General features: G+C 66.0%; 20 protein-coding genes. 15 read left to right on the top strand and 5 right to left on the bottom strand.

Features of this window, described 5'->3' with window-relative positions; all coding sequences use genetic code 11:
* Window positions 1–12 precede the first annotated feature (12 nt).
* The 7 genes from DB459_RS13340 to DB459_RS13370 all read left to right on the top strand — a co-directional run bounded on the left by DB459_RS13340 (window position 13) and on the right by DB459_RS13370 (window position 8896).
* On the top strand, window positions 13–1215 hold the full coding sequence (locus tag DB459_RS13340; protein WP_253713323.1) for a pyridoxal phosphate-dependent aminotransferase: 1203 nt from the start codon (window positions 13–15) through the stop codon (window positions 1213–1215).
* A 348-nt stretch (window positions 1216–1563) separates the two neighbouring features.
* Complete coding sequence (locus DB459_RS13345; RefSeq protein WP_253713324.1) at window positions 1564–2085, top strand: DUF992 domain-containing protein; 522 nt, start codon at window positions 1564–1566, stop codon at window positions 2083–2085.
* A 184-nt stretch (window positions 2086–2269) separates the two neighbouring features.
* On the top strand, window positions 2270–2743 hold the full coding sequence (locus DB459_RS13350; RefSeq protein WP_253713325.1) for a DUF992 domain-containing protein: 474 nt from the start codon (window positions 2270–2272) through the stop codon (window positions 2741–2743).
* Window positions 2744–2889: 146 nt separating this feature from the next.
* Entirely contained in the window at window positions 2890–4941 is a 2052-nt protein-coding gene (locus DB459_RS13355; RefSeq protein ID WP_253713326.1) for an elongation factor G, read from the top strand.
* A gap of 529 nt (window positions 4942–5470) precedes the next feature.
* Window positions 5471–7213 carry a SulP family inorganic anion transporter gene (locus DB459_RS13360; RefSeq protein ID WP_253713553.1) on the top strand — a complete coding sequence of 581 codons (1743 nt, stop codon included), beginning with the start codon at window positions 5471–5473 and terminating at the stop codon, window positions 7211–7213.
* 165 nt (window positions 7214–7378) lie between these two features.
* Window positions 7379–8212 carry a shikimate dehydrogenase gene (locus DB459_RS13365; protein WP_253713327.1) on the top strand — a complete coding sequence of 278 codons (834 nt, stop codon included), beginning with the start codon at window positions 7379–7381 and terminating at the stop codon, window positions 8210–8212.
* Between the two features lie 69 nt (window positions 8213–8281).
* Entirely contained in the window at window positions 8282–8896 is a 615-nt protein-coding gene (locus DB459_RS13370; protein ID WP_253713328.1) for a DUF5666 domain-containing protein, read from the top strand.
* A gap of 12 nt (window positions 8897–8908) precedes the next feature.
* Here the strand turns inward: DB459_RS13370 and DB459_RS13375 are convergent, their stop codons facing one another.
* Both DB459_RS13375 and DB459_RS13380 read right to left on the bottom strand, forming a co-directional pair.
* The gene (locus tag DB459_RS13375) at window positions 8909–9163 is read right to left on the bottom strand and encodes a hypothetical protein (RefSeq protein WP_253713329.1); all 255 of its coding nucleotides are present in this window, start codon (window positions 9161–9163) and stop codon (window positions 8909–8911) included.
* A gap of 128 nt (window positions 9164–9291) precedes the next feature.
* Window positions 9292–10434 (bottom strand): alpha-hydroxy acid oxidase, encoded by a 1143-nt coding sequence (locus DB459_RS13380; protein WP_253713330.1) that lies wholly within the window; start codon window positions 10432–10434, stop codon window positions 9292–9294.
* A gap of 388 nt (window positions 10435–10822) precedes the next feature.
* Between DB459_RS13380 and glmM the strand changes: the two genes are divergently transcribed.
* The 7 genes from glmM to serA all read left to right on the top strand — a co-directional run bounded on the left by glmM (window position 10823) and on the right by serA (window position 19412).
* Complete coding sequence (glmM, locus tag DB459_RS13385) at window positions 10823–12169, top strand: phosphoglucosamine mutase (protein ID WP_253713331.1); 1347 nt, start codon at window positions 10823–10825, stop codon at window positions 12167–12169.
* Between the two features lie 178 nt (window positions 12170–12347).
* On the top strand, window positions 12348–13586 hold the full coding sequence (locus tag DB459_RS13390; protein WP_253713332.1) for an MFS transporter: 1239 nt from the start codon (window positions 12348–12350) through the stop codon (window positions 13584–13586).
* Between the two features lie 230 nt (window positions 13587–13816).
* On the top strand, window positions 13817–14674 hold the full coding sequence (locus DB459_RS13395) for an outer membrane protein (RefSeq protein WP_253713333.1): 858 nt from the start codon (window positions 13817–13819) through the stop codon (window positions 14672–14674).
* A 201-nt stretch (window positions 14675–14875) separates the two neighbouring features.
* On the top strand, window positions 14876–15715 hold the full coding sequence (locus tag DB459_RS13400; protein ID WP_253713334.1) for an outer membrane protein: 840 nt from the start codon (window positions 14876–14878) through the stop codon (window positions 15713–15715).
* Window positions 15716–15799: 84 nt separating this feature from the next.
* On the top strand, window positions 15800–16393 hold the full coding sequence (locus DB459_RS13405; RefSeq protein WP_253713335.1) for a glutathione S-transferase family protein: 594 nt from the start codon (window positions 15800–15802) through the stop codon (window positions 16391–16393).
* Between the two features lie 129 nt (window positions 16394–16522).
* Window positions 16523–17695 (top strand): phosphoserine transaminase, encoded by a 1173-nt coding sequence (locus DB459_RS13410; protein ID WP_253713336.1) that lies wholly within the window; start codon window positions 16523–16525, stop codon window positions 17693–17695.
* A 130-nt stretch (window positions 17696–17825) separates the two neighbouring features.
* Window positions 17826–19412: a phosphoglycerate dehydrogenase gene (gene serA, locus DB459_RS13415; protein ID WP_253713337.1), complete on the top strand. Its 1587-nt coding sequence runs from the start codon at window positions 17826–17828 to the stop codon at window positions 19410–19412.
* A 180-nt stretch (window positions 19413–19592) separates the two neighbouring features.
* Here the strand turns inward: serA and DB459_RS13420 are convergent, their stop codons facing one another.
* The 3 genes from DB459_RS13420 to DB459_RS13430 all read right to left on the bottom strand — a co-directional run bounded on the left by DB459_RS13420 (window position 19593) and on the right by DB459_RS13430 (window position 22655).
* Window positions 19593–20696 carry an aromatic acid exporter family protein gene (locus DB459_RS13420; protein ID WP_253713338.1) on the bottom strand — a complete coding sequence of 368 codons (1104 nt, stop codon included), beginning with the start codon at window positions 20694–20696 and terminating at the stop codon, window positions 19593–19595.
* A gap of 79 nt (window positions 20697–20775) precedes the next feature.
* Entirely contained in the window at window positions 20776–21726 is a 951-nt protein-coding gene (locus DB459_RS13425) for a DMT family transporter (protein WP_253713339.1), read from the bottom strand.
* A complete protein-coding gene (locus DB459_RS13430; protein WP_253713340.1) occupies window positions 21723–22655 on the bottom strand; it encodes a DMT family transporter in 933 nt (310 codons plus the stop codon). The genes DB459_RS13425 and DB459_RS13430 overlap by 4 nt, the downstream gene beginning before the upstream one ends.
* A gap of 453 nt (window positions 22656–23108) precedes the next feature.
* On the opposite strand from DB459_RS13430, the gene DB459_RS13435 reads away from it, so the two are divergent.
* Window positions 23109–23246 (top strand): hypothetical protein, encoded by a 138-nt coding sequence (locus DB459_RS13435; protein WP_253713764.1) that lies wholly within the window; start codon window positions 23109–23111, stop codon window positions 23244–23246.
* The last annotated feature ends 26 nt before the right edge of the window (window positions 23247–23272 follow it).

Genomic DNA, 23272 nt, shown 5'->3' on the forward strand with positions numbered 1-23272 from the left:
AAGGAGACCATGATGCCTTTTCTGTCTGCCGCGCTCGCCCGTGTGAAGCCGTCCGCGACCATCGCGGTAACGGATAAAGCGCGGCAGCTCAAAGCGGCAGGCCGCAATGTCATCGGCCTCGGCGCGGGCGAGCCTGATTTCGACACCCCGGCCAATATCAAGCTGGCGGCGATCCACGCCATCGAGGCCGGCAAGACCAAGTACACCGCGGTCGACGGGCTGCCCGAACTGAAGGAGGCGATCATCGCCAAGTTCAAGCGGGAGAACGGCCTCACCTATGTGCCGAATCAGGTCATCGTCGGCACCGGCGGCAAGCAGGTGCTCTACAACGCCCTGATGGCCACCATGAATCCGGGCGACGAGGTGATCATCCCGGCGCCCTACTGGGTCAGCTACCCGGAAATGGTGGCACTGGCCGGCGGCGAATCAGTGCCGGTGGTCTGCACCGCCGAGCATGGCTTCAAGCTGCAGCCCGCCGAACTCGAACGCGCGATCACGCCCAAGACCAAGTGGCTGATCCTGAACTCGCCGTCGAACCCGACCGGCGCTGCCTACTCCAAGGCCGAGCTCAAGGCCCTGACCGACGTGCTGCTCAAGCACCCCCATGTCTGGGTCATGACCGACGACATGTACGAGCACCTCGTCTACGACAACTTCGAATTCACCACCCCGGCCCAGGTGGAGCCGCGCCTGTTCGACCGCACATTGACGGTCAATGGCGTGTCGAAGGCCTATTGCATGACCGGCTGGCGCATCGGCTATGCCGGCGGCCCGCGCGAGCTGATCACGGCGATGGCGACCATCCAGTCGCAATCGACGTCCAACCCGTCATCGATTTCGCAGTGGGCGGCGGTCGAGGCGCTCAACGGACCCCAGGACTTCATCCCCGAGAACAACCGGGTGTTCAAGGAACGGCGCGACCTCGTGGTCTCGATGCTGAATCAGGCGGCGGGCATCAGCTGTCCGCGGCCGGAAGGAGCATTTTATGTCTATCCGTCCTGCGCCGGCACCATGGGCAAGACGACGCCCTCCGGCAAAACCCTCAAGAGCGATGAAGATTTCGTGACCGAGTTGCTGGAGAGCGAGGGGGTCGCGGTGGTCCAGGGCTCGGCTTTCGGCCTCGGCCCGGCATTCCGCATCTCTTATGCCACAAAGACCTCGGATCTCGAGGATGCCTGCAAGCGGATCCAGCGGTTCTGCGGCAATCTCCGGTAACACCGCGCAGGACACGCCGCGGGCGGCTTTCCCGCCGTTGAATCGTCTTTAAGTTGAACCGTTCCCACGGTTTTTGCGACCCAAGTCGGATTGTTCCAGCTTGGGTCTTTATCTTTTCATCAGCCCCGCGCGCGGAACGTTGTTTCTCCTGTGGACGATGCGCGCGGATCCGACGAATGGCGTGAAATCCTTTAGACAGTTTTCGCAATTTCCGGTCAGAGTAGCGGTGCCTCCGCGGCTCATTTGCCACGGTTAGGAGAATTCGCGGCATTTTTGGGCCACCGCCATGTTTTTGACACGGCGTGCGCTTCAACGTCCGCCCCGTTCCAACTTCTTGGAGTCTCCCAAATGCGTCTGTTTGCCTCCGTCGGCTTCGCCGCCGCCACCCTCATTGCTTCAATGTCCGCCGCCAGCGCCCAGCAGGCCGTCCAGGTCGGCATCCTCGAGTGCCAGGGCGGCCAGAATGTCGGCTTCGTCGTCGGCTCGGCCACCCAACTGGAATGCGTGTTTCGTGCCAACAACGGCGCGCCGCCGGAGCCGTACGTTGCCACCGTGCGTCGCTATGGCCTCGACCTCGGCGTGACCGAGCAGACCGGCTTGGCCTGGGCAGTCAATGCGCCGACCTATCGTCTCGGCCGCGGCGCGCTGGCCGGTCACTTCGGCGGTGTCGGTGCCAATGCCACCGTGGGTGTGGGCGTCGGTGCCAACCTGCTGGTTGGCGGCTCGGCCAATGCCTATTCGCTGCAGCCGCTTAGCCTGCAGGGCCAGACCGGCCTGAGCGCAGTCGCTGGCATCGTCGATGTCGACCTGCATCCGGTGTTCCCGGCGCCGCGGCGTCACGTTCGTCATCATCGCCGCCACCACCACTGAGCGGTCAGATCGGCCGATCCGCGACATCAAGAGGCCCGCGCAAGCGGGCCTCTTTGCGTCGGCGTTGAAGTATGTCCGCGGCTATGGATTGATCGTTCCACGATCAGCCGTCATGCGAATCGCTTCTCTATTTCTCACTTTCTGCTTCCGATTTTTCCAGAAGCAACACCGGGAGACTCGCCCCATGCGTCGTCTGTCAGCCTACCTGGGAGGAGCCGCCCTCGTGCTCGCCGTTTCGTCTGCCGCCGTCGCGGAAGAACGCGTTCAGGTCGGGGTGCTGGAGTGCCGCGGCGGTGCCAGCGTCGGCTTCATTGTCGGGTCGGTGACCAACCTCGCCTGCGTGCTGCGTGCCGACAGCCGGCCGCCGGATTATTATGTCGCCCAGATCCGCAAGGTCGGCCTCGACCTCGGCATCACCGAGCAGAGCTCGCTGGCGTGGGCGGTGTTCGCGCCCACCAGCCGGATGGGCCCCGGCGATCTCTCCGGCAATTACGGCGGCGTCCAAGGCAGCGCCGCCCTCGGCGTCGGACTCGGCGGCAACGCGCTGGTCGGGGGGTCGAGCAATTCGTTTGCGCTGCAGCCGCTCAGTGTCCAGGGCCAGGTCGGGATCAGCGTCGCTGCCGGTGTCGCCGATCTGACTCTGCGGCCCGGTCGCTGATCAGGACGGAACGCGATACCTGCACTTGAGACGCGACTGCGCGGATCAACGCCGCGCAGCATGTTTCCACCTTGCCAAGCCGGGCAACCCCTGAGAGCATCATGGGCCGACCCAATCACGGGCCGAGCTCCAGTCAGGAGGCGGCAATGGGACATGACGTCAGAAGTCCCCGAGGTCCCCGGTGCATTGCACTGGTGGGACCCTTCCAAAGCGGCAAGACCACTCTTCTCGAAGCCATTCTCGCGCGCACAGGCGCGCTCGCAAAGGCAGGCACCGTCGACGCTGGTACGAGTTTCGGGGATTCGTCCCCAGAGGCGCGCGCTCATCGCATGAGCGTTGCGCTCACCGCAGCCACCACGACTTTCATGGGTGACAACTATACTTTCCTCGACTGTCCTGGGTCGGTCGAGTTCGCGCACGATATGCGTGCGGTGCTGCCGGCCATCGACGCCGCGGTGGTGGTGTGCGAAGCCGACGAACGCAAGCTGCCGCAGCTCCAGATCATCCTGCGCGATCTTGAGGATCTCGGCATCCCGCGCTTTCTGTTCCTCAACAAGATCGACAAGGCCGACCAGCGGATCAGCGATGCGCTGGCCCTGCTGCAACCCGCCTCGCGTCAGCCGCTGGTGCTGCGTCAGATCCCGCTCTGGAACGGCAACCTGATCGAGGGCTTCGTCGATCTCGCGCTGGAACGCGCCTTCGTCTACCGCGAGCACATGCCGTCCGAGGTGGTCGCGCTCGAGAGCGGTGATCTCGATCGCGAGAAGGAAGCGCGCTTCACCATGCTGGAGCGTCTGGCCGATCACGACGACCGCCTGATGGAGCAGTTGCTGGAGGATGTGCCGCCGCCGCGCGATGCGGTCTTCGACGATCTCGCGCGGGAATTGCGCGAGGGCCTGATCTGTCCGGTTCTGCTGGGTTCGGCGGCGCGCGAGAACGGTGTGCTGCGGCTGATGAAGGCCCTGCGCCACGAATGTCCCGGCATCGACGCCACCGCACAGCGGCTCGGTGTCGAGGCCGTGGGCAAGGACGCCATCGCCTATGTGCTCAAGACCGTCCATCTTCAGCACGGCGGCAAGATCTCGCTGGCGCGGGTGCTGGCCGGCCGGCTCGAAGACGGCGCCATGCTGCAGACGGCGCGCGGCACCAGCGGTCGGGTTTCCGGAATGACCGCGCCGTCGGCGTCGGGCGAGGCCAAGCGCAGCAGCGCCGAGGTCGGCGACGTCGTTGCGCTCGGGAAGCTGGATCAGATCCACACCGGCGACACGCTGTCGTCGGGCAAGACCGCGCCGGCAGCGATCGCCGAGATTGAACCGTTGCCGCCGGCGCTGGCGACCGCGGTCGCGGCGCCCGATCGCAAGGACGACGTCAAGCTCGGCCAGGCGCTCGCCCGGCTGGCCGACGAGGATCCTTCGCTGGTGGTGCAGCACGATCCGCTCAGTCACGAGATGGTGGTTTGGGGGCAGGGCGAGATGCACCTGCGCGTCGCCCTTGAGCGGTTGCGGGAACGTTTCGGCGTCGCCGTCAAACAGCATACTCCTCCGGTCGGCTATCTGGAGACGATCCGCAAGCATGCGACCCAGCGCGGCCGTCACAAGAAGCAGTCAGGTGGTCATGGGCAGTATGGCGACGTGCTGCTCGAAATCCGTCCGCTGCCGCGCGGCAGCGGTTTCACCTTCGAAGAAAAGATCGTCGGCGGCGCGGTGCCGCGCAACTACATCCCCGCGGTCGAGGACGGGGTTCGCGACGCGCTGACCCGCGGCCCGCTCGGGTTTCCGGTGATCGATGTCGCAGTGACACTGGTCGACGGCTCCTATCACACGGTGGATTCCTCCGACCTCGCCTTCCGCACCGCGGCGCGGGGCGGCGTGTCCGAGGCCCTGGCACAATGTCAGCCCGTGCTGCTGGAGCCGATCGACGAGGTGGAGATCGTCTGCCCCAGCGACGCCACCGCGCGGATCAACGCCATTCTGTCCGGACGGCGCGGACAGATTCTGTCCTTCGACACCCGCGACGGCTGGACCGGCTGGGATACGGTGAGGGCAATGATGCCCGAGGCCGAGATCGGTGACCTGATTGTCGAATTGCGCTCGGCGACCGCCGGCTCGGGCGGTTTCACGCGGCGCTTCGATCACATGGCGGAGGTGACGGGTCGGGCAGCCGACCAGATCATCGCGGCGCATCGCACCGCGGCCTGATCGGCCGAACTGATCGTCGGCGCGGGAGGTGAGGCGGTCTCGTCGCTGGACACCCGCTCTCCTCCTCGCGTTCGGCCGGCGGAGTCGAGCGTCCCGCACTGTCGTCTGCGGCCGTGCCCAGCCACGCCCGACGCCCGTCGTCCCCCAGTCTAGTGTGGCGTCTCGCAATTGCCTATGCCCTTTGCGGCAAGCCCCTGTAGGCAATTGCGAGACATAAGCCACACTAGTGTCCCGTTTCCAACGTTCGTATCCCATTGCAGCAGGCGCTCATACGAACGTTGGAAACAAGGGGACACTAGACCGGGCAACCGATGCGCTCGTCCCTGATCGCACCGTCGCGGAGGACCGGATCTCCAGCTTGAAGAAGGGGATAACAGCAGATTGCGAGCGAGCGTCTCGTCTCGACACAAACCATGGTGTCGCGGCTCCGCATGACCCGGATAGGCGAGGCAGCGGTTTTCTGCTAATCGGTTTCATCCGACCGTCGGCATCCCCGGATGCCCGCCTCCGCCTCCTCCAACGAAAGATCCTGACTGCCTTGTCCTCGCGTTTCATTGACCTCTTCACGCCCAAGCTCGTCACCGTCCTGCGCGAGAATTACCGTCTGCCCGATTTGCGCGCCGATGCTCTGGCCGGGCTCACGGTCGCCATCGTCGCGCTGCCGCTCTCGATGGCGATCGCGATCGCCTCCGGCGTCACGCCCGACCGCGGGCTCACCACCGCGATCATCGGCGGCTTCCTGGTTTCGGTGCTGGGCGGCAGCCGCTTTCAGATCGGCGGTCCGGCCGGCGCCTTCATCGTCCTGGTTGCGGCGACCGTCACCCATCACGGCGTCGACGGTCTGATCCTCGCCACCCTGATCGCGGGCCTGGTGCTGCTGGTCGCGGGCTTCGCCCAGCTCGGCACCTACATCAAATACATTCCCTATCCGGTGACCGTGGGCTTCACCTCCGGTATCGCCGTGATCATCTTCGTCAGCCAGATCAAGGATCTGCTCGGCCTGACGCTGGCCGGCGGCGAACCCGGCGACATCATCCCCAAGCTCAAGGCGCTCGTTGCCGCCTGGACGAGCTTCACGCCCCAGGCTTTCGGCCTGTCGCTGCTCGCCGTCGGCGTCATCGTCGCGGTGCGCCGCTGGCGGCCGCACTGGCCGGGACTGCTGATCGCGGTGGCGCTGGTCACAGTGGTGGCCTGGGCTTTCGCCCTGCCGGTGGACACGATCGGGTCGCGCTTCGGCGGCATTCCGCGCGGTCTGCCAGCGCCCCATCTGCCTGACGTTTCCCTCGACAAGATCGTCGCGGTGTTGCCGGCGGCGCTATCCTTCGCGCTGCTCGGCAGCATCGAAAGCCTGCTTTCCGCCGTGGTCGCCGACAGCATGAGCGGCCGCCGCCATCGCTCGAATTGCGAGCTGGTGGCCCAGGGCGCCGCCAACATCGCTTCGGCGCTGTTCGGCGGCATCTGCGTGACCGGCACCATCGCCCGCACCGCGACCAATGTGCGCTCGGGTGCCCGCGGTCCAGTCGCGGGCATGCTGCATTCGGCATTCCTGCTGCTGTTCATGCTGGTCGCGGCGCCGCTGGCGAGCTACATCCCGCTCGCCGCGCTGGCCGGCGTGCTGGCGACGGTGGCCTGGAATATGGCCGAGCACCATGCTTTCACCACGCTGGTGCGCGCTTCGCGCGGCGATGCCGTGGTGGTGCTGGCGACCTTCTTTCTGACCGTCTTCCGTGATCTCACCGAAGGCATCCTCGCCGGTTTCGGCATCAGTGCGCTCCTGTTCCTGCACCGCATGGCCCAGACCGTCGAGGTGCAGAACCTGCCGGCGCTGGTGGAGGAGGATCGTCCGGACCAGGACCAGGGCAAGCCGCGCACCCGCTACGACACCGCTTACGCCACCGACCGAGACGTGGTGGTCTACCGGATCTCCGGCGCGTTCTTCTTCGGCACCGCGGCCAGCGTCGCCATGGCGCTGGAAGCGATCGCCGAACATCCCAAGGCCTATGTCATCGATCTGTCGGCGGTGCCGGTGCTGGATTCCAGCGCTGCTGCGACGCTGGAGGGCTTCGTCCGCCAGGCGGTCCGGCGTCATACCCGGATCTATTTCGCCGGGGCGCGTGCCCCGGTCCGCCTCGCGCTGCAGATGCACGGCGTCCGCCAGCCGCCGGTCCGCTTCGTGGCGAGCCTCGAGGCGGCGGTCGCCCTGGCCCACGCCAACCTGCCCGACCTGATCGCCGAGGATGATCACCTCGCAGGCCCGCAGCCCGTCGCCTGATTGACAGGCGGCGTTCCCGGTGGTTTGACCCGGGCCGCCCGGTGAATAATCCGGGCGGCCGCAGGCTCCAGTCGGGGGGATAGCCGCGGCACGTCAAACACCAGCATAGGGCCTCCTCATGCAGGGTATCGTCAAGATTGCGGCCGTCGGGCCGGCTCTTTTGCCATGACCTCCGCTCCGGCCGCCTGCCTGATCGGCTGGCCGGTGGCGCATTCGCGCTCGCCGCTGATCCACCGCTACTGGCTGAAGACCCTCGGCATCGCCGGCGATTATCGCGCCGAAGCGGTGGCGCCGGAGGCGGTGACGGCATTCGTCTCCACGCTGCGCGAGCGCGGTTATGTCGGTGCCAATGTCACCATTCCGCACAAGAAGCGTGTGCTCGAACTCGCTGCGCCCGACGGGCGCGCCCGCGCCGTGGGTGCCGCCAATACGCTGTGGTTCGAGGACGACCGGCTGCGCGCCACCAATACCGACGTCGAAGGTTTCATTCACAACCTCGATGCGGCGGCACCCTCCTGGAACAGCGGCGGCACGGCCCTGGTGCTCGGCGCCGGCGGTTCGTCCCGCGCCGTGATCTTCGGCCTGCTCGAGCGCGGTGTCCGGCGCGTCCACGTCGCCAACCGCACGCTGGTGCGGGGCGTGGAGCTCGCCGTGCTGTTCGGCGATCGCGTCGAGGCGATCGGCTGGGAGGACATCGACCGCGTGATGCCGCACGCCGATCTTCTGGTGAACACCACGTCGCTCGGCATGGTCGGGCAGCCGCCGCTCGATATCGCGCTCGATGCGCTGCCGGGGAACACAGTCGTCGCCGATCTCGTCTACGCGCCGCTGGTGACGCCGCTGCTCGCCGCCGCCCGCGCGCGCGATTTGCGCACCGCCGACGGGCTCGGCATGCTGCTGCACCAGGCCGTGCGCGGCTTCTCGTTGTGGTTCGGAACCACACCGCGAGTGACGGCGGAACTTCGCGCGCTGGTCGAGGCCGATCTCACGAAAGCTTGAGGCGGCGGAATAAGACGCTTGGCCTCGTGTTCTGAGGCATGTTGCCACAAACGCGAGCGGTGAACCGTCATGACCTTTCTGCGCCTTTCCGTCCTCGTCTCCGCCCTTGTCCTCTCGGCCCCGATCTGCGCTGAGGCGCAGCCCTCGCCGGTGCCGTCGCGCATCCGCGGCACCATTGAGCGTGCCGATGGATCATTGCTCACGGTGAAGGCCCGTGACGGCAGCGACCTGCAACTGCGCGTACCGGACAACGTCCCGGTCAGCGGCATCGAGCGCATCACGCTCGCCGACATCAAGCCCGGCACCTTCATCGGGGTCGCCGCCATGCCGCAGGCCGACGGCAGCCAGAAAGCGTTGTCGGTCCATCTGTTTCCGGAATCGATGCGCGGCACCGGCGAGGGCTTCCGCCCCTGGGACCTGCGGCCCAACAGCACCATGACCAATGCCACGGTGGATCAGCGCGTCACTGCCAACGACGGTGAACATCTCACCGTGAAGTACAAGGGTGGCGAAAAGACCGTGGTGGTGACGCCGGAAACGCCGATCGTCACTTATGCACCGGGCAACGTCGCCGAGCTGGTCCCCGGCGCCAAGATCATCGCCTTCGTCAACCGCAGGAGCGACGGCAGCCTGGAGGCGTCGCGCATCGGCGTCGGTCGCAACGGCCTGACGCCGCCGATGTGAGGAGCCGCCGCCTCAGTGCCGGCGGCAGTGCCGCACGCCGCGGGAATCGCGCCAGCACGACTTGTAACCGCGATGGAAGGTCGGCCCGCCGACGACCGCCCCGACAACGCCCCCCGCCACCGCGCCGATCGGTCCGAGGACGATGGCGCCGGTGCCGGCCCCGATCGCTGCGCCGCTGAGCGTGCTGCTGCTGGTGGTCTGCGCAGACGCCGGCGCTGCGAAGGCGATCGCGGCGAGCGTGGCCGAGGTGACGACGAGACGGTGCATGCGGAGCCTCCCGGAAAAGTGATTCGGCCGATCCAAGCGGCCGAATAGGGCGCGACGGCGGCGTGGCGGCGTGGCGGCGTGGCGGCGTGGCGCCGCGGTGCCCGGCACCGCGGCACTCCGACGCGCCTTCAGTCTTCGACGATCGACTTGGGGGTGATGCCGGCGATGCTGTTGATGCCGCACAGGCCCATGGTGGTGGATAACTCCTGGGCGATGATGTCGATCGCCTTGGCGACACCGGCCTGGCCGCCGGCGCCGAGGCCGTAGATATAGGAGCGGCCGATCATGCAGGACTTCGCGCCGCGCGCGAGCGCCCGGAACAGGTCCTGGCCGGAGCGGATGCCGCCGTCGAACAACACTTCGATCTGCGAGCCGACCGCGTCAACCACCTTGGGCAGCACTGAAATCGACGACGGCGCACCGTCGAGCTGCCGGCCGCCATGGTTCGACACCACCAGCGCATGGGCACCGGTCCGCACCGCCTCGCGGGCGTCCTCGGCGTCATGAATGCCCTTGATGATGAGCTTGCCCGGCCAGATGCTGCGGATCCACTCGACGTCCTTCCAGTTCAGCGAGGGATCGAACTGCGAGGCGACCCAGCCCGAAACCGAGGCGAGATCCTGCGAGCCGGGCAGGTGGCCGGCGATGTTGCCGAAATTGCGCCGCTTGGAGCGCAGGACGCCGGCGACCCAGCCGGGCTTGGTGGCGAAGTCGATGACGTTCTTCAGCTTGAGCAGCTGTGGCGGCACCGACAATCCATTCTTGATGTCGGCATGGCGCTGCCCGATCACCTGCAGGTCCACGGTCAGCACGAGGGCGCTGCATTTGGCGGCGATGGCACGCTCGATCAGCGCCTTGCAGAAGCCGCGGTCCTTCATGACGTAGAGCTGAAACCAGAACGGCTTGTCGACATTGGCGGCGACGTCCTCGATCGAGCAGATCGACATCGTCGACAGCGTGTAGGGGATGCCGGCGGCCTGGGCGGCGCGGCAGGCATAGATCTCGCCGTCCATGTATTGCATGCCGGTCGAACCGACCGGAGCGAGGATCAGCGGCAGGCTGGCCTTCTCGCCGAGAATGGTGGTGGACAGATCGCGTCTGGAGATGTCCACCAGGATCTTCTGGCGCAGCTTGATCTTCTCCATGTCGGCGCGGTTGGCGCGCAGTGTCTCCTCGGCATAGGAGCCGTGGTCGACATAGTCGAAGAATGCCTTCGGCACCCGGCGCTTGTGAATCTGGCGCAGGTCCTCGATGCAGGTGATATCTTTCATTGGAAGCGTCCCCGCCCTCTCCGGTTCAGCGGCTTTCCAGGCCGTCGCGATTGGTCGCAGGGCTGTCATCTAGCACGTTCGGCCGAGGCGTAAACGCGCAACGCGCGGCGGGCAGGCCAGGTGTGGGGAGCCGATGCAGGAGGGCGTGCGGCGCCGCCGCCGGTAGCACGGTGGGAAAGCGCACGGGTGGCGGCCAGCGCCGGAACGGGCTGGTGATAAGTCGAAAATATATTTTATATCAATGGCTTAACGCGTTTAGCCGGCGGCGCCCGGTAACCATTGATCATATTTTTTGAAGTCGAATTGATGTCAAAAGGATTATAAGCACGCCAACGTTATCCAATTCAGGCTCGTGCGTTGCGGAAGGAATGCACGGGGCGGGGGACACATGGCTCGCAAATATTTCGGTACCGATGGCATCCGCGGTCGCGCCAATGGCGTGATCACGCCGGAATTGGCCCTGAAGGTCGGGCAGGCCGCCGGACTGGTGTTCCAGCGCGGCGATTATCGCCACCGGGTCGTGATCGGCAAGGACACCCGCCTGTCCGGCTACATGATCGAGAATGCCCTGGTTGCGGGCTTCACCTCGGTCGGCATGGACGTGCTGCTGCTCGGCCCGATACCGACGCCGGCGGTAGCGATGCTGACGCGCTCGATGCGCGCCGATCTCGGGGTGATGATCTCCGCCTCCCACAACCTGTTCGATGACAACGGCATCAAGTTGTTCGGTCCCGACGGCTACAAGCTGTCCGACGAGGTCGAGCTTCAGATCGAGCAACTGATGGACGAGAGCATCGCCAAGAAGCTCGCCGCAAGCGCCAGCCTCGGCCGCGCCCGCCGCATCGACGGCGTCCATGACCGCTACATCGAATTCGCCAAGCGCACCTTGCCGCGCAATCTCAGCCTGGATGGCATTCGCGTGGTGGTCGATTGCGCCCATGGCGCCGCCTACAAGGTGGTGCCTGAAGCGCTGTGGGAACTCGGCGCCGACGTGATCGCCATCGGGGTCGAGCCGGACGGCTTCAACATCAACAAGGACTGCGGATCGACCTCGCCGGAGGCGTTGCGCAGCAAGGTGCGCGAAATGCGCGCCGATATCGGCATCGCGCTGGACGGCGACGCCGACCGCGTCATCGTGGTCGACGAGCGCGGCCATCTCGTCGACGGCGACCAACTCCTGGCCGTGGTGGCGCAGAGCTGGAAGGAAGACGGCCGGCTGTCGAAGCCCGGCATCGTCGCCACCGTGATGTCCAATCTCGGCCTCGAACGCTATCTTGCCGCAGAGGGGCTGGTTCTGTTGCGCACCCCGGTCGGCGATCGCTACGTCATCGAACAGATGCTGGCCCAGGGCTACAATGTCGGCGGCGAGCAGTCCGGTCACATCGTGCTGTCCGACTACAACACCACAGGCGACGGTTTCGTCTCCGCCCTGCAGGTGCTCGCGGTCATCCAGAAGCTCGGCCGCCCGGTCTCGGAGGTCTGCCACCGCTTCGAACCTTTGCCGCAGATCCTCAAGAACGTGCGCTACCGCAGCGGCAAGCCGCTGGAGCAGCCCGAGGTCAAGTCCGCCATGGCCGCTGCCGAAGCGCGTCTCGGCTCCGGCGGACGCCTGCTGGTGCGATCGTCAGGCACCGAGCCGGTGATCCGCGTCATGGGCGAGGGCGACGACCACGACACCGTTGAGGATGCGGTGGATCTCGTCGTGGCGGCCCTGAGCCAGGCGGCGGCGGCCTGACCGGTCCGGGCGGCGTTCAGCCGTCCGTCTGCCGCGGCCCAATCCACTGCGTCCAGCTCCGTTCAAGGCAGCCATGGCCAAATGAGGCTGGCTGGCCTTGGCGCAGGGCACTAAACATGCGGCGCATTCGCATCTGGTGCCCGCATCGGCCGCGGATGCACCCATCGAGAGTGCTGCCTTGAACAAGCCCGTTGTCATCGCCGATGGCGCACCCGTTGCGCCCGCCAGCACCGTCAGCCCGCCTGCAGCCACCGGGCCGGTCTACGTGGTGCTGGGCGGAATCAGCCTTTCGCATTTCCTCAACGACACGATGCAGTCGTTGATTCCGTCGGTCTATCCGATCCTGAAGGCCAATTACGCGCTCGATTTCGCCCAGATCGGCCTGATCACGCTGGTGTTCCAGGTCACGGCCTCGCTGCTGCAGCCGCTGATCGGGATGGCGACGGACCGCAAGCCGATGCCGTTCTCTCTCGCCGCCGGCATGGGCTTCACCTTCTTCGGCCTGCTGCTGATCAGCACCGCCCATCACTACGCGATGATCCTGGTCGCCGCGGCGCTGATCGGGCTGGGCTCGGCGGTGTTCCATCCGGAATCGGCGCGCATCGCCAGGCTCGCATCCGGCGGCCGCTACGGGCTTGCCCAGTCGATCTTCCAGGTCGGCGGCAATTTCGGCTCGGCGATGGGGCCGGTGCTGGCGGCGCTGATCGTTGTGCCCTTCGGCCAGCCGAGCCTCGCATGGTTCTCCTCCATCGCCTTCCTGGCCATGATCATCCTGTGGCGCATCGGGCGGTGGTACCGGCCGCGTGTCGTGCCGCGCAAGGCGGCGCAGCTGATGCGTCCGGTCGACGGGCCGTCGCCGCTGCGCACCGCGCTCACGCTGGCGATCCTCATCGTGCTGGTGTTCTCGAAGTTCTTCTACATGTCGAGCCTGACCAGCTATTACACCTTCTATCTGATGCACAAATTCGGTGTGTCGACCCAGAGCGCCCAGCTCTACCTGTTCCTGTTCCTGGGCGCCGTCGCCGCCGGGACGTTGTTCGGCGGGCCGATCGGCGATCGCGTCGGGCGGCGCTACGTGATCTGGTTTTCGATCCTCGGGGCGCTGCCTTTCACACTGGCTTTGCCCTATGCCTCGCTCGAGGTCAGCGCCCTGCTCAGCGTCATCATCGGCCTGATCCTCGCCTCTGCCATGCCGGCGATCCTGGTCTATGCCCAGGAGCTGATGCCGCACCGCTTCGGCATGATCTCGGGGCTGTTCTTCGGCTTCGCCTTCGGCGCCGCCGGCATCGGGGCGGCGATCTTCGGCGAAGTCGCCGATCGCATGGGCATCGATTTCGTCTATTCGATCTGCGCCTATCTGCCGGCGCTCGGCTTGCTCGCGGTGTTCCTGCCCAATCTCAACCGCGCCGCGCGCTGAGGAACTGCTGATCCGGCTCGCGGGCCATGCGGCGCGCCAATTCCCAACGCATCGTTAACCCCGGTAAACAAGCCGTTGCGGGAGCGCCTTCACTGCGTGCTCGACAACGCCTCATCAACCTTAATTATTAGGGTTAAGTGGCGCTTAAACTTTTTCTGGCATCGTTCCGATCGTGAGTTTTGTGAGTGAGGCCTTTTGCGTCGTCTGCCTCACGGACGAAGGGACCGATCATGCGTAGCCTGAAACATCTCATCGCCGCGACCGCGGCCTCCCTGCTGTCCACCGCGGTTATGGCCGCCGATCTCCCAATCGATCCGCCGCCCGCCTATGCGCCGCCGCCCGCCTTCGATCCCAGCGGCTGGTATCTGCGCGGCGACATTGGCTTCAGCAATCAGAGCGTGAAACGCCTCGAAAACGCACTCGATTCCACGCTGCTGACCCAGAGCCAGACGCTCGATTTCAACACGGCCGGAATCTTCGGCATCGGCGTCGGCTATCAGGTCAACAACTGGTTCCGTGCCGATCTGACCGGTGAATATCGGGGCAAATCGACGCTCAACGGGCTCGAGCTCAACACCTTCAGTTATGGCGGCTTTGTCCACAGCGGTGCCGATAAGTACACCGCGGACAAATCGGAATGGCTGGTCCTCGCCAACGCCTATGTGGACCTCGGCACCTGGTGGAGCGTGACGCCGTTCATCGGCGCAGGCGTCGGCGCGGCGCGGGTGTCGGTCTCGAACTTCATCGATCAGGGATTGACCGATGCCGTTCCCGGCTTTCCGGCGACCTATGGAGCGACGCCGGGTACTGCCTATGCCGCTGCTGCGTCGCGCTGGAATTTCGCCTGGGCAGCCCATGCCGGTCTGGCCTACCGGGTTACACCGAGTCTGACGATGGAATTGGCCTATCGTTACGTTGATCTCGGCGACGGCGCCACCGCGGATATCGTGACCTATCAAGGTACCAATAACGTCGTGAATCCCATGACGTTCAAACATATTACGTCTCAGGATCTGAAACTCGGCGTGCGCTGGTCGCTGGATCCGACCCCGGTCTACGCGCCGAGGCCGCTGATCACCAAAGGCTGATCGGACAATATCAAATCGGCTCAGACGACGGCGCGGAGCGATCCGTGCCGTCGTCGTTTTTTGCGCCCACTCGACGGCCGGCGACGCATGAATTGCATGAGTTACCCGACCGGGCTGAGGCGGCGTCGTTAACGCAACGAATGATTAAGGTTAACGCGCAATACTGCCGCCATATGGATCACGTGTCGGTGGAGTGACGTTATGCGTCGGTGGATGTTGGCGGCGGTGGTGGCCACAATGGCGCAGGGCGCGGTCGCGGCCGATCTTCCCGATCTCGCCGACCTCCCCGTCCTGCGCGGCCCGATCACCGAACTCAGCTCCACCAGCGTCAACTGGCAGGGCTTCTACATCGGTGGCCAGGGCGCCATGGGCAGCTCCGACATGGACTTCAGCGGCGCCACCCAGGACATCGCGGCAGCGCTGCTCAGCGGGACAGCGATCGAAGCCGCGGCCAACGTTTCGAGTTGGCCGGTATTGGGCAAGGTGTCGAAGACCGGCCACGGCTGGGGCGGTTTCGTCGGCTACAACGCGCAATGGGACGACGTTGTGCTCAGCCTCGAGGCAAGCTACATCCACGGCTCCTTCGGCGGCTCGCAGAGCAACAGCATGAGTCGCAGCTTCGTCGACTCCAACGGCTACACCGATGGCGTCACCTATACGTCGACGGCGACCAACAATATCACCGACATGGGCTCGATCCGCGGCCGCGCCGGTTGGGCCTGGAACAACTTCCTGCCTTACGGTTTCGTCGGCGTCGCCCTCGGGCGGGCGGACGTGACGCGATCCGCAACCATCTCCGGCGTGCAGGTCAATCCCAACGCCGCGCCGGGATTCCAGACCATTCCCTTTTCGCTCTCCCAGAGCGCCGGCCAGAGCGGCCGCCTGATCTACGGCTACGCCGGCGGTCTCGGCATGGATGTCTTGCTGGTGGGTGGCCTCTTCGGTCGCGTCGAGTGGGAATATCTGCGCTTCCTCGGCGGCGGAGGCACCATCGACACCACCATCAATACGGCTCGCCTCGGCCTCGGCTACAAGTTCTGATTGCGGGCGCGCTACTGCTTCATTGACGGCCCGGCTCGTCTCTGTTTCGCTTGATCGAATATCGATCGGCGGGGCAGGCGGGCGATGAAGATCTTCGGCGACTTGAATTCGGGCAACTGCCTGAAGGTGAAATGGGTCAGCGAGGCGGTTGGCCTGCGCTTCACCTGGGTCGATGTCGACATCATGAAGGGCGAAAGCCGCACGCCCGAATTCCTCGCGATGAATCCGGCGGGCCAGGTGCCGACCGTGCTGTTCGACGACGGCCGGGTGCTCGCGCAATCCAATGCCATCATCCGCTATTTCGCCCGCGGTAGTCGCTTCATTCCGGCTGACGATTTCGGTGCTGCCATGATGGATGAATGGCTGTTCTGGGAGCAGTATAGTCACGAGCCCTATATCGCCGGATGCCGTTTCCAGCTGGTTTATCTGCGGCGCCGGCCCGAAGAACTCGATCCGGAGCGAGTGAGGCGGGGCTATGCCGCGCTCGATCGCATGGACGAGCATCTGCGCAAGACCCGCTTTCTGCTCGGTGAGAGCGTCTCACTCGCCGACGTGGCGCTCTTGGCCTACACCCGGCTCGCTCCTGAAGGTGGCTTCGATCTATCGCGCCACGCCGCCCTGTGCCGCTGGATTGGCGAAGCCGAACAGGATCTTGGCGTGGCATCCCAGACGGCCTGAGCATGCGGCCTGCGCGCGCCCCTGCTCCTTCCGTGTGCAACTTGCTTGACGATGGAGTGCAATGCTCCTAAAGCCGCCGGCGGGAAACCTCTCCCCACCGAGAGGCAGCTATCTGGAAGGATAGAACATATGAGTAAGGCGAAGCCCGCCACGCGGCCGACCGTTCCGCATTTCTCCTCCGGCCCGTGCGCCAAGCGTCCCGGCTGGACCCCCGAAAGCCTTAAGGACGCAGCCCTCGGTCGTTCGCACCGCGCGAAGATCGGCAAGGCCAAGCTCAAGCTCGCGATCGATCTGACGCGCGAGGTGCTGGGCGTGCCGGCCGACTATCGCATCGGCATCGTCCCCGCCTCCGACACCGGCGCGGTCGAGATGGCACTGTGGTCGCTGCTCGGCCCGCGACCCGTTACCGCGATCGCCTGGGAATCCTTCGGCGACGGCTGGGTGACCGACATCGTCAAGCAGCTCAAGCTCAAGGATGTCACCAAGCTGACCGCCGGCTATGGCGATCTGCCCGATCTCTCCAAGGTTGATCAGGCCTCCGACGTCGTCTTCACCTGGAACGGCACCACCTCCGGTGTCCGCGTCCCGAATGCCGACTGGATCAAGGCCGACCGTGACGGTCTGACCATCTGCGACGCCACGTCCGCCGCGTTCGCCCAGCCGCTCGACTGGTCCAAGCTCGATGTCGTCACCTTCTCCTGGCAGAAGGCGCTGGGCGGTGAGGCTGCGCACGGCATGCTGATCCTGTCGCCGCGCGCGGTGGCGCGGCTCGAAAGCTACACGCCGCCGTGGCCGCTGCCGAAGATCTTCCGCATGACCAAGGGCGGCAAGCTGATCGAGGGTATCTTCGTCGGCGAGACCATCAACACCCCGTCGATGCTCTGCGTCGAGGATTATCTCGATGCGCTCAACTGGGCCAAGTCGGTCGGCGGGCTCAAGGCGCTGATCGGCCGCGCCGACGCCAATACCAAGGTGCTTGCGGAGTGGGTGGCGAAGACGCCGTGGGCCGAATTCCTGGCCAAGGATCCGGCGATCCGCTCCAACACCTCGGTCTGCCTCAAGGTCGTCGATCCGGCGATCACGGCGCTGTCCGACGACGGTCAGGCGGCGTTTGCCAAGGCGCTGGTCGCCGCGGTCGAGAAGGAAGGCGCCGGTTACGACCTCGGCCATTACCGCGATGCGCCGGCCGGCCTGCGCATCTGGTGCGGTGCCACGGTCGAGGCCAAGGATGTCGAGATCCTCACCCAATGGCTCGACTGGGCGTTCGCCGAAGCCAAGGCCGCGCTCGCCAAGGCGGCCTGATTCCGCGCCGCCACCTCCATGCTCCGGCGGGACGCCGGTCGTCCCGCCGCCGCCTGTCCAATCCCGTTTCTTGCAACCGATCGCGGCCCCACGGCCGCGCCCCCGATCCGGGGCGAAGGACATTCAAGCCATGGCACCCAAGGTTCTCATTTCCGACGCGCTCTCTCCCGCCGCCGTGCAGATCTTCAAGGATCGCGGCATCGAGGTCGACTTCCAGCCCAGCCTGGGCAAGGACAAGGAGAAGCTCGCCGAGATCATCGGCAATTATGATGGCCTGGCCATCCGCTCTGCCACCAAGGCTACCGCCAAGATCCTGGAGAAGGCGAACCGGCTGAAGGTCATCGGCCGCGCCGGCATCGGCGTCGACAATGTCGAAATCCCCGCGGCCACCGCCAAGGGCATCATCGTCATGAACACGCCGTTCGGCAATTCGATCACGACGGCCGAGCATGCCATCACCCTGATGCTGTCGCTGGCCCGCGAAATCCCGCAGGCCGACGCCTCGACCCAGGCCGGCAAGTGGGAGAAGAATCGCTTCATGGGCGTCGAGATCACCGGCAAGACGCTGGGCATCATCGGCGCCGGCAATATCGGTTCGATCGTCGCCGACCGCGCCCAGGGCCTGAAGATGAAGGTCGTCGCCTATGATCCGTTCCTGTCGCCGGAGCGCGCCAGGGACCTCGGCGTCGAGAAGGTCGAACTCGACGACATCTTCAAACGCGCCGACTTCATCACCCTGCATACGCCGCTCACCGACAAGACCCGCAACATCATTGATGGCGCCGCGATCGGCATGATGAAGAAGGGCGTGCGCATCATCAATTGCGCCCGCGGCGGTCTCGTCGACGAGCATGCGCTCGCCGAAGCGCTCAAGTCCGGGCACGTCGCCGGCGCCGCCTTCGACGTCTTCGTCGAGGAGCCGGCCACCACCAACGTGCTGTTCGGCCTGCCCAATGTGATCTGCACGCCGCATCTCGGCGCCTCCACCACCGAGGCCCAGGAGAATGTCGCTCTGCAGGTCGCCGAACAGATGTCGGACTATCTGCTGACCGGCGCGATCTCCAACGCCATCAACTTCCCCTCGATCACCGCCGAGGAAGCGCCCAAGCTCAAGCCGTTCATCGATCTCGCCGAGAAGCTCGGCTCCTTCGCCGGCCAGCTCACCGAAACCGGCATCACCATGGTGCAGATCACCTATGAGGGCGTGGTGGCGGAGATGAAGATCAAGGCGCTGACCTCCGCGGCGTTGTCGGGTCTGCTGCGTCCGATGCTCGGCGAGGTCAACGTCGTCTCTGCGCCGGTCATCGCCAAGGAGCGCGGCATGGTGGTCGAGGAGGTCACGCGCGCTGCCCAGAGCGATTACGAGAGTCTGATCACCGTGACAGTGACCACCGGCCGGCAGGAACGCTCGGTGTCCGGCACGGTCTATCACGACCAGAAGCCGCGCCTCGTCGACATCAAGGGCATCCGCGTCGATGCCGAGTTCGGCAAGACCATGATCTACGTCACCAACGAGGACAAGCCGGGATTCATCGGCAAGTTCGCCTCGCTGCTCGGCGATGCCAGGGTGAACATCGCGACCTTCCATCTCGGTCGCCTGCAGCCGGGCGGCGACGCCATCGCGCTGGTCGAGGTCGACGGCGACGTGCCGGCCGAGGTGCTGACGAAAATCATGGCGTTGCCGCACGTCAAGCAGGCCAAGGCGCTGAGGTTCTGAGGTGCCATCGACCTTCCGAGCAACGAAGCGGCCGCCCTCAGGGCGGCCGTTTTGCTGAGTGCTGCGCAACAGACCCGGCCCTGTTGAGCGCGCGGCGAGATATCCACCACGATCTCGCGTTGTGAATAAATTGTTATGTAATTTCAATAAGTTGATGGACGCACAGCGCGTCTGGCACGATCATGGCGTGACGGCCGCCTGGGCCCATTCGCCGATGCAGCGTTCGAGGTCGCGGAAATTGGCGTGGACCTGTTCGAGGGCGAAGCCGAGGGCGAAGAAGCGCTCGGCGTCGTCGTCGGACAGCGTCCGGGTCAGCCCGTCGCGGCGCACCGCGGAGAGCGCGAGGGCGAATTGCTCGAGCGCCCGGCGCACCATGTCGAGCGGCGGCGGTCCCTGCCGCGCCAGCAGGGCCTTGCCGCCGGAGCGCATGTAGTCGGCGAAGGCCGCCGAGACCTGCTGCAGCGGATCCTTGAGGCGCTCGCGCAGGGCCGGCGGCAGCGGCAGCGCCGAGGCGCGGCCGATGATGACGAGGTCGTGGCGCAGCCGCAGCAGCGTGCGCAGCAGCGGCCGGGAGTCCGGCTCGTCGGCGATCCGCACCGTGCGTTCATGGGCGGCTTCGCTCGCCACCTCCTGCAGCTGCACCAGCGACTGGCCGACGGCGTCCTGGATGCGGTGCAGCGTCTCGACGTCGCGGCTGCGCGACACGTCGCCGACGAGCTGCGTCACCGCCGCCGCCATCAGGTCGAGGGACCGCGCGGCCGCCTCGATCGCCTGGCGCTGCGCGGTCGCCCGGAACACGAGGAAGGAGACGGCGAGCCCGGTGAAGGCGCCGAGCGCCACCTCGATGACGCGGTTGATCGCCGATTCCAGCGGGCTGCCGTGAGTGATGGCGGGCAGCAGCAGCACGATCGCCGCGGTGATCGGCGCGGCACTGAGGCGCGGATTGAGCGCGGCGAGCAGGGCGAGCGGGGCCACCGCCAGCCCCAGCACCGCGAGCAGCGCGGCCTCGCTGTCGTGCGGGATCAGGACGGCGATGGCGCCGCCATAGATCGCGCCGCCGAGGGTGGCGACCATGTAATCGGTGGCGGCGCGCAGCGAACGCCCGAGATTGGCCTGGGTCAGGATCAGCGCGGTGAGCACCGCCCACAGCGGCAGCGGCAGGCCGATGGCGAGCGCCAGGGCCAGCGCCAGCAGCGCCGAGATGGTGATGCGCAGCGCCAGCAGCAGCTGGGCTTGCCGCTGCCGCAGGCGCTGGCGGATGAAACGAAAGCGTGACGCGGACACGGCCCGGACCGACGAAAATCGATGATGTTGCAAGATTATACCGGGCGGGGCGGTGTGAGCCAGCGAGCGGCGGCGGCCATCAACGGTCTTCTCGCGCCCCCTGGCGGCGGGCGGCGATGGTGATGCCGCCGAGCACCAGGGCGTAGCCGACGATATGGAACACTTCGAGCCGCTCGGACAGGAACAGGATGGCCATCGCCGAGCCGAACACCGGCGTGAGATGGATGAACGGGGCCGCGCGGTTGGGGCCGATCAGCACGATGCCGCGGTTGAGGCAGAGATAGCCGATGATCGAGGGGAAGAGCACGGCGTAGCCGAGCGCCCACAGCGTGGTGAAGTCCCACACCGGGTGCTCGCCCGCGGCGACCTCGCCGATCATCAACGGCAGCAGCAGGACGGCGCCGCCGATCACCGTGCAGGTGAACAGCGAGATCGGGTGGATCGGCGGGCGCTTCGGCATCAGCGCCGAATAGAGGCCGAACACCACCAGCGCCATCATCAGCAACAGGTCGCCGATATTGAAGTGCAGCCTTGCGATGGCACTGACGTCGCCGTGCAGCAGGATCGTCAGGACGCCGGCGAGCGAGATCATGATGCCGAGCGCCTGGGCCGGCGTCAGCCGCACGCCGAACAGTCCGAGCGACCACAGCGCGACGAACAGCGGGGCGGACGACTGGATCAGGAGGCCGTTGAGCGCCTGGGTGTATTGCAGGCCGGAATAGGCCAGCACGTTGTTGCCGGCGAAACCGGTCGCCGACAGCAGCAGCAGCATCGGCAGCGATCGCACGATCACCGGCCAGTCGCGCCTGAGATACGGCCAGGCGATCGGCAGGATGATCGGCACTGCGCCGAGCCAGCGGATGCAGGACAGGGTGAACGGCGGCACGTGGCCGACGACGAAACGGCCGAGCACCAGATTGCCGGCCCAGGACAGCGAGGTGATGCTGAGCAGCAGATAGGGCTGGTCGATCAGCCAGCTCCAGAGGCTGCGGCGCTGGGCCTTCGCCGGTCGCGACGGCGCCACGCTCATGTCGATGCCGGCCGGCGGGCCGCGACGATGACGCCGGCCAGCACCATGACGAAGCCGACGAGATGGAACGGCTCGAGCTTCTCGCCGAGCATGGTGATGGCCATGGCTGCACCGAACACCGGAATGAGATGGAAGAACGGCGCGGCGCGGTTGGCGCCGATGATGGCGACGCCGCGGTTGTAGCAGAGGTAGGCGATGAAGGAGGGGAAGATCGCGACATAGGCGACCGCCAGCGCGTTGCCGGCCGTCACCGCCGGCAGCGGCCGTGTCGTCAATTCCCAGGCCACCATCGGAATCAGCATCAGCGTGCCGCAACCGAAGGTGAAGGCGAGAAAGGACATGCCGTTGATCGCCGGCCGGCGCAGCGTCAGCACCGGATAGCATCCGAACATCGCCAGCGCGAACAGGAAGATCAGGTCGCCGCGGTTGAAGCTGATGTTGCCGAGAGCGGCAAGATCGCCCTTGAGCAGGATGATCATCACCCCGACCATCGAGACCAGGATGCCGCCGAGCTGGGCCAGCGTCAGCCGCACCCCGAGCAGCGCCAGCGACCATGCCGCGACGAACAGCGGGCCGGTCGACTGCAGCAGCAGCACGTTCAGGGCGGTCGTGTATTGCAGGGAGGTGTATTGCAGGGTGTTGAAGGCGCTGACGCCGACGAACGAGATCAGCACCATGATGCCGAGGCGGGCGCGAATCGCGGACCAGTCTCCGGCGAGGTGGCGAAAGGCAAAGGGCAGCACCACCAGAAAGGCGCCGCTCCAGCGCAGGAAGGACAACGTCGCCGGCGCCAGCTCGCCGGCGACCGAGCGTCCGACGATCGCATTGCCGGCCCAGAACAGCGAGGTCAGGCTGAGCAGCAGATAGGGCTGATCAGTCAGGCGCGTCCATCGCGAGGCGCGGGCAGGTGAGCGGGCGGCAACGGTCATCGTACAACGTTCATCGGTCAGCGATCATCGGGCAAAGGTCGTCTGCACCAGTCGGAGCGGGAGCGGCCGCGGTGGGGAGACGCGGCGCTGCGCCGGCCGGATCGCGTGCGGTCCCCGATCTCGCTTGGGTCCTGATTGTCCGATGCGGTGCGCGCCGACAACAGCCAATGCCGGGACCGGCCCATGCCGATTTGCACGATGTTGCTGTCTCGGTGTCGGATGGCCTCGGTTCCGGACGGGAGGGGCTGCGGAGCCGCGTCGGTGCAAATGGGCACGGCGATTGACGCGGTGCCCATCACGCCGCTCGCGGCGTACTGGTTTGTCCGCTTGACGCGGGCGATGACGGCGGAGGTTGTGTCGGCGCCTCGGCCAACGAGGGTGTGCTGATAAAGCCAGACCGACGGGCGCCTGGTGATCACGGCAGAGCGGAGATCCGCGTGGACGACGACGCCGATGAAGACCCTCCATATTTCGATCTTCAACGGCAAGGACTGGGACATTTCGGAGAAGCCGGTCAGCGAACAGCACGGCGGGCGAGGGGGCGCCGGACCGGCGGCCGTCCCCAACGTCGCCAGCCAGCTCGGATTTTGAGGGGGATATCAATGGTTTGGCGGCCG

Source organism: Bradyrhizobium sp. WD16 (genome assembly GCF_024181725.1).
Classification (GTDB): Bacteria; Pseudomonadota; Alphaproteobacteria; order Rhizobiales; family Xanthobacteraceae; genus Bradyrhizobium_A.